At 59.0% G+C, this 6533-nt stretch carries 7 protein-coding genes, 1 tRNA gene and 1 other RNA gene; 8 read left to right on the top strand and 1 reads right to left on the bottom strand.

Features of this window, described 5'->3' with window-relative positions:
• The first annotated feature begins 129 nt into the window (after positions 1–129).
• The 8 genes from IEX61_RS11670 to IEX61_RS11635 all read left to right on the top strand — a co-directional run bounded on the left by IEX61_RS11670 (position 130) and on the right by IEX61_RS11635 (position 6075).
• A tRNA-Ser gene (locus IEX61_RS11670) sits at positions 130–222 on the top strand.
• A 256-nt stretch (positions 223–478) separates the two neighbouring features.
• Positions 479–817: a hypothetical protein gene (locus IEX61_RS11665; RefSeq protein ID WP_054672253.1), complete on the top strand. Its 339-nt coding sequence runs from the start codon at positions 479–481 to the stop codon at positions 815–817.
• 213 nt (positions 818–1030) lie between these two features.
• Positions 1031–1297: signal recognition particle sRNA large type (gene ffs, locus IEX61_RS11660), an RNA gene on the top strand.
• Positions 1298–1607: 310 nt separating this feature from the next.
• The gene (locus IEX61_RS11655) at positions 1608–2915 is read left to right on the top strand and encodes an ATP-binding protein (RefSeq protein ID WP_229725865.1); all 1308 of its coding nucleotides are present in this window, start codon (positions 1608–1610) and stop codon (positions 2913–2915) included.
• 102 nt (positions 2916–3017) lie between these two features.
• Positions 3018–4760: a DNA polymerase III subunit gamma/tau gene (gene dnaX, locus IEX61_RS11650; protein ID WP_188818176.1), complete on the top strand. Its 1743-nt coding sequence runs from the start codon at positions 3018–3020 to the stop codon at positions 4758–4760.
• Between the two features lie 12 nt (positions 4761–4772).
• Positions 4773–5093, top strand: coding sequence for a YbaB/EbfC family nucleoid-associated protein (locus IEX61_RS11645; RefSeq protein ID WP_054672958.1), 321 nt, complete (start codon positions 4773–4775; stop codon positions 5091–5093).
• Positions 5094–5102: 9 nt separating this feature from the next.
• Positions 5103–5699, top strand: coding sequence for a recombination mediator RecR (gene recR / locus IEX61_RS11640; protein ID WP_054672961.1), 597 nt, complete (start codon positions 5103–5105; stop codon positions 5697–5699).
• A 112-nt stretch (positions 5700–5811) separates the two neighbouring features.
• A complete protein-coding gene (locus tag IEX61_RS11635) occupies positions 5812–6075 on the top strand; it encodes a pro-sigmaK processing inhibitor BofA family protein (protein ID WP_054672965.1) in 264 nt (87 codons plus the stop codon).
• A gap of 225 nt (positions 6076–6300) precedes the next feature.
• On the opposite strand, the gene IEX61_RS11630 is transcribed toward IEX61_RS11635, so the two are convergent.
• Positions 6301–6533, bottom strand: a 233-nt coding sequence (locus IEX61_RS11630) for a transposase (RefSeq protein WP_188818174.1), incomplete at its 5' end; no start/stop codon positions are given.

Here is a 6533-nt window from a genome sequence, read left to right as displayed (position 1 = left end):
AAGATGGCCTGATGCAGATCAGGCCGAGATACAGGCACAGCGAAAAAAGCTCGTGATTGCGGGGTCTTGATTTTCACCGGACACTTTGCTATTATTATTGGTGCGTTCTGCGGAAAGTCCTTGTGACGCGGAGAGGTGTCCGAGTGGCTGAAGGAGGCGGTCTCGAAAACCGTTAGGCCGGTCAATCCGGCCTCGTGGGTTCGAATCCCACCCTCTCCGCCATACATAGCGGCAATTTGCGCGGTTTCCCAGCGCTTTTCATAGAGGACGACCCGCAAAACCGTTTCGGTTTGTTCAACCGCAGCGGCACCCGTGTTTCATCGAAAAGGGGGTCGCTGTTTTCTTATGTCTGGCGTTGTCTTGTGGCAGGACGCCACATGAGGGTTGTTTCTGTCGACGGTTTTCATCGCCTATGGGGGTTTCACAGGGTAAAATGGGGACAAGGGAAGGAGGAGCACAGGGAAAGAGGAGGAGCGACATGGCCGACAATCTCGTGACCAAAGACTATTTGGACGCGCGCTTGAGGGAGTTTAAGCAGGAACTCAAAACCGAGATTGTGCAGGAGATTACTGAGGCAATCAATCAGCGTTTCAGCGAAGTCATCAATGCCATGATGAAGCTCAACAAAGCCATGATTGAGGACGAGTTGAGACCCATCAGGAAAGAGTTGGCGGAACTTCGGATGGAAATTGCGGAAATGAAGCTGGAAAACAAGGAGGTCAAGGCTTACATCGAACATGCATTGGACACGTGGAGAATCGAGCTCATGAAAGTCAAAGAAGATGTCGGGATACTGAAACGCAAGGTTTTGGGCTAGGCAGGGGCTTGCCACCGTCGATACCCCTTACCGCGCGGCCGCGCCACTTCCCGTTCGCGTCCTTTGGCCACGCTCTTGTTCGCCATTCGTCTTCCACTCCCACGGTAAAAGGGTAAGCTTGCGCACGCATTTTTGTTTGGCGTCCCGCAACGCGGACAGCTTTACGGGATTTGCTATTGAATCGTCCCAAAACCGATGGTATACTGTACTGTGCCGTGCTAGACGGGGAGGTAGCGGTGCCCTGTAACCCGCAATCCGCTATAGCGGGGTCGAAGCCTGTCCGAGGTACCCGTTTGTCGAGGCTGGCCCAAGTCGGGAGGCGTTGACAATCGGGTCCTGCGCAACGGGAGCCCGTGAACCCGGTCAGGTCCGGAAGGAAGCAGCCGTAAGCGGGCCACCCCGTGTGCCGCAGGGGCGCCTGGTTCGAGCCTCGCGCTTGGGTAACGCTCGGGTGACGCGGTATCGAAGACAGGTGCACGGCACAGCGTTGCCGGCACACGCCACTTGGCAAGGGAGCCAGGTGGCGTTTTTTGTTTCCTTACTAGAATACCTTGCCAAAGCTTCATCAAAAGAAGAGAATAGAAAATGGGGGAGCGAAACTTTATCCAGCGAAACTTTATACAAGGAAGGGTCGGTTTCTGATTCTGGGGGTGACGGGGTGGGACACGTTCAGGTTCGGACCAGGATTCCCGAATCCGCATTTCAAGATTGGCTTTATCGTTCCGATAACGCCCTGATCCTCACCGATCGACATGGGATGGTCCGCGGGGTAAGCGAACTTTTTTTGCGCGTGACGGGTTACCAGGATCCTGAGGTGCGAGGGCGTCTGCTCGACGCGTTTGTCCACGGCGATGTGGAGCAGCCGGTGTTTCGCGCGTTGGCCGAGCGCGCGGCGGCTACCTTCGTTCACCCTGTTCCGGTGGTGGATCTTCGCTGCGCCGATGGAACCACCAAACGAACGCGCGTGTACGTGTCGGAAGTGCTTTCCGATTTGTTCGCCGACGGGTATCTCTTTGCGTTCCCTGATGCGAGTCCCACCCAAATTTCCTTGCCCGAGACGTTTTTTCGTCGCCTGGTTTTTGACATCAACCTCGGCATTGTGCTCATCAATCGCGACGGCCGCATCGTTGAAGTCAGCCAGATGGCCTGTGAGATTTTCGGTTTGGCGAAGCACCAGCTGATCAACGCCAAGGTGGACGACGTGTTGGCTGATTTGCCGGAAGAACACCGAATTTTGCGAAGAACGCTGCTCGAAGGGGTAAAGGTGAGAAATTACGCCATCACCTGGAACAACGGAATCCAACGCTATGAGCTCCTCATCGATTCGGATACCGTTCGCGACGAGCAAGGAAACGCGATTGGGGCGTATCTCGTGTTCAAAGACGTGACGAATCTTCGTTCGTTGGAAGAGCAGATTCAGCGCCACGACCGTTTGGCGATGATCGGCCAGATTGCCGCGGGTACGGCCCACGAGATTCGCAACCCCCTCACGTCCATAAAAGGGTTTGTGCAGATGCTGCGCCATTCGCTCGAGGAAAAGGGGTTGCAGAAGGAAAAGCAGTTCACCGAGATCATGCTGAACGAATTGAACCGGATCAACGCCTTGGTGAGCGAGCTGCTCCTGCTCAGCAAACCCCGTGACGTGCAATACCAGTTGGTCGACTTGAACCACGTGTTGGCCGAGATTATGCCCATCGTGCGCAGCGAGGCGCTGTTGCACGGCATCGAGGTGGTGGAACACCTGGACGGCAACTTGCCCATGGTGATCGGGGACAGCGAGCTCTTAAAACAAGTGTTTCTCAACATTTGCAAAAATGGGATTGAAGCGATGGGCAACGAGGGCACCTTGACCATTTCCTACCGCATTGACGAAAAGGAAAAGACGGTCAGCATCGACATCCACGACACCGGCCCGGGCATTCCGCCTTACGTTTTGGACAAAATTTTTGATCCGTTCTTCACGACGAAAGAGAACGGGACCGGCTTAGGGTTGCCCGTCTGCCAGCGCATCATCCACGATATCGGCGGGGCCATTCGCGTGTCGACAAAGGGGTATGGCACGACGTTCCATATCATCATCTCGATATCCTCATCGTAAGGCGCGTACAGCCGGGAGGTGACCGTCCCGCCATTTGGCGTCCACCGCGGCCCCGCGGTATAATAAAGTGAACGATGTCGGAACGAACCGGAGTGGTCGGCCATGACCTACCGCGCGTTGTATCGGGTGTGGCGTCCTCAGCGCTTTGCCGATGTCGTGGGGCAGGAGCACGTGACGCGAACCCTCCAGAATGCATTGCGCGAAGGCCGCATTGCGCATGCGTATCTTTTCGCGGGCCCGCGGGGAACGGGCAAAACCAGCACGGCCAAAATTTTGGCCAAAGCGGTCAATTGCGAACAGGGGCCGGCGCCGGAGCCGTGCAACCGCTGTGCGGCATGTGAAGGCATCACCGCCGGGGCGGTGGTGGATGTCGTGGAAATTGACGCGGCGTCCAACCGCGGCGTGGACGAGATTCGCGACATCCGCGAACACGTTAAGTTTGCCCCCACGCAGGTCCGCTACAAGGTGTACATCATCGACGAGGTGCACATGTTGACCACGGAGGCCTTCAACGCCCTGCTGAAGACGTTGGAGGAGCCTCCCGCTCACGTGCTGTTCATCCTGGCCACCACCGAGCCGCACAAATTGCCGGCCACCGTGGTGTCCCGTTGCCAACGCTTTGCGTTTCGGCGCATTGGTCTGGCCGACTTGGTGAAGCAGCTGCGGGCGATCTGCGCCGAAAGCGGCGTGGAGGCCGAGGAACGTGCCCTCGTGCGTCTGGCACGCGCGGCAGACGGCGGCATGCGGGACGCCCTCAGCCTGTTGGACCAGGTTTTTTCTTTTTGCCCGTCGCGCATCACCGTTGAGGACGTCATGGCGGTGACAGGGGGCGTTGAGGAAGAGGCCGCCATTCGGCTGCTCTCGCGCCTCATCCACGGGGATGCCGCCGGCGTGGTGGAAGGGCTGAACGACCTCATTGCCCAGGGGAAAGATCCCGAACGCGTCACGAAGGAGCTGCTCGAATTGTGTCGCGAGCTCCTTCTCATCCGTATCGCGCCTGACATGCCGGAAGCGCGCGAGCGGGTGCAGGGTGACGAGGCCCTCGCTGCCCTGGCCGAAGGGGTTGCCGTGGATCGGCTGTTTGCCGTCATCGAAGAGTTGACGCGCACCCAGGCGGAGATGCGCTGGACGCCGTACGGGCGGATTCTGTTGGAGACGGTGCTGGTGAAGTTGGCCCTCTCCTCCGGCAAGCCCTCGCCGGCGGCATCGCCTGCCGGCAGCGTGGAACCGGCGCTGATGCAGCGGATCGCGGCCCTGGAGGCCCGGTTGCGGCAGGTGGAAGAGGAGCTCAAGCGCGTGCGCAGCGGCCGAAGCGGTGCAAATGGGAGCCAGGCGAGCGGCGCGGCTGTTGCGGCGCCAACGACGACGGAGCTGCCGGCGGCTTCCACTTCCCGTCGCTCGGGGGACGAACCGCGGGTGCCGTGGGCGCAGGTGGAGGCGGTGGCGCGCGCAGGAACGCCGGATCAGTTGGCCGAGGTGGTCAAGCTGTGGCCGAAGGTGTTGGCGGCGGTCAAGGCGCGCAGCCTGCAGGTGCACGCCCTGTTGGTCGATGGCCGTCCGGTGGCTGCGTCGGCCGACGGTGTGGTGTTGGCCTTCAAAAACCAGTTTCACCGGGAAGCGACGGAGAAACCGCCGCGCAAGCAGTTGATCGAAGAGGTGTTGCGTGACGTGCTGGGGCGCGCGTGCCGGGTCGTCACACTGCTTGAGGAGCAGTGGGCGATGCGCGAGGCTGCAAGCGGCGAGCGGCAGCAGGCGGTGACGGCGGAACGCGAGCCGGAACGGGACCCGATCGTCGAGGAAGCGCGGCGGCTGGTGGGCGATGCCCTTGTGGAGATTCGCGACTAGGAGGGAACCGGCATGCGGTTTGGCGGCAACATGAACCAAATGATGAAGCAGGTAAAGAAACTGCAGGAACAGATGCAGCAGATGCAGGCCGAGCTCAAAAACAAGACGGTGGAAGGAACGGCCGGAGGGGGCATGGTGACCGTCACGATGAACGGACATAAAGAGGTGCTCGCGGTGCGCATTCGGCCGGAGGCGGTGGATCCGGATGACGTGGAAATGCTCGAAGACTTGGTGCGCGCAGCGGTGAACAACGCGTTGAAGGCGGTTGACGAGCTGATCGAGCGCGACATGGGCAAGCTGGCGGGCGGGATCAACCTTCCTGGACTGTTCTGAGGGGATGGCATGGTTTACCCGGAACCCATCGCCAAGCTGATCGAGGGATTGATGAAGCTGCCCGGCATCGGTCCAAAAACCGCCGGGCGGTTGGCGTTTTATGTGCTGAGCATGGATGAAGAAGATGTGCTGGACCTGGCCAAGGCGCTGGTCAACGCGAAGCGCCAGTTGCGCCACTGTTCCGTCTGCCAGAACATCACGGATGTCGACCCGTGTCGCATCTGCCGGGACCCTAAACGGGATCGGTCGGTCATCTGCGTTGTGCAGGATCCGAAAGACGTGGTGGCGATGGAGAAAACCCATGAGTTTCATGGGCTGTACCACGTGTTGCATGGGGCGCTTTCGCCGATGGACGGCGTGGGCCCGGATGATCTTCGCATTGCCGAGCTCTTGGAGCGGCTGAAGACGGAACCGGTGCAGGAAGTCATCTTGGCCACCAATCCCACCATCGAAGGCGAGGCGACGGCGATGTACCTTGCACGGCTCATCAAGCCGGCAGGAATCCGCGTGACGCGGATCGCTCACGGCCTGCCGGTCGGCGGTGACCTGGAGTACGCCGACGAGGTGACGCTGACCAAGGCGCTCGAAGGACGACGGGAATTGTAGCGGGGCGCGATTGTTCCCCGCTTTTTTCTTTGCGTTCCACTCGGTTCTAAGCGGGACAATCGGGACATACCCTGGAAGAGGAAAGCGGATGCGAGGAAGAGAGGCGTTGCCCATGAAGGAATGGGGATGGGCGTTGTTGGCCGGATTGGTGGCCGTGCTCTTGGTTCAAGCCCGATCGTTTTTCACGCCGCTGCGTTGGATCGGGTATGCCGTTGTTCACGTTGTTGTCGGTGCGTTGGTGATTTATTTCTTTAACCTGTTTGCCGAGATGGCCGATTTTCGCCTGCCGATCAATCCGCTGACCGCACTGGTCGTGGGGTTTGGCGGGGTCCCGGGTCTTGTCGCGTTGGTCTTGCTAAAGGGATGGTTTGTTTAAAAGAGCGTGTAAAGTTTCAGTAGGAACACGGTGAGGAAAAAACGAAAAGAGACCTCACCGCAAGTTGTTTGGCCAGGCAACTTGCCCCGACACGAAGTCGAGGAGGCGGTGAGGTCTCATGAAATTGATTCGCGAAACGATCAAGTCCAAATCTCTGTGTAAAATTGCCCCTCGGCTCGAACGGGCTTATCCCAAAAATTCCATACGGTAGTAAGGGAATGGACCCTAGCTAACCCGCACCACCTTCGCAGACGATTCGGCCTCCTGAGCAGCACGCCACTCCAAGTACTCGGTCATGTCCAAATACTTTTTGCCGCTCGCCCACTTCTCGTCAATTTCCATCAGCAAAGCACCCAAAAGCCGTAAGGCGGAATCACGGTTTGGGAAAATCCGAATTACTCGTTCGCGGCGCCGAATCTCCTCATTGAGCCGCCGGGCGGCGTTGGTGGTGCGCAGCC

The sequence above is a fragment of the Calditerricola satsumensis genome (assembly GCF_014646935.1).
Taxonomy (GTDB): domain Bacteria; phylum Bacillota; class Bacilli; order Calditerricolales; family Calditerricolaceae; genus Calditerricola; species Calditerricola satsumensis.
The sequence above is the reverse complement of the archived record's forward strand: the minus strand, read 5'-3'. Positions and strand labels throughout refer to the sequence as shown.

Excerpts from the sequence above, each read along its gene's own strand:
- IEX61_RS11665 (WP_054672253.1), top strand. The coding sequence starts at position 479 with ATGGCCGACAATCTCGTGACCAAAGACTATTTGGACGCGCGCTTGAGG.
- dnaX (WP_188818176.1), top strand. The coding sequence starts at position 3,018 with ATGACCTACCGCGCGTTGTATCGGGTGTGGCGTCCTCAGCGCTTTGCC.
- IEX61_RS11645 (WP_054672958.1), top strand. The coding sequence starts at position 4,773 with ATGCGGTTTGGCGGCAACATGAACCAAATGATGAAGCAGGTAAAGAAA.
- recR (WP_054672961.1), top strand. The coding sequence starts at position 5,103 with ATGGTTTACCCGGAACCCATCGCCAAGCTGATCGAGGGATTGATGAAG.
- IEX61_RS11635 (WP_054672965.1), top strand. The coding sequence starts at position 5,812 with ATGAAGGAATGGGGATGGGCGTTGTTGGCCGGATTGGTGGCCGTGCTC.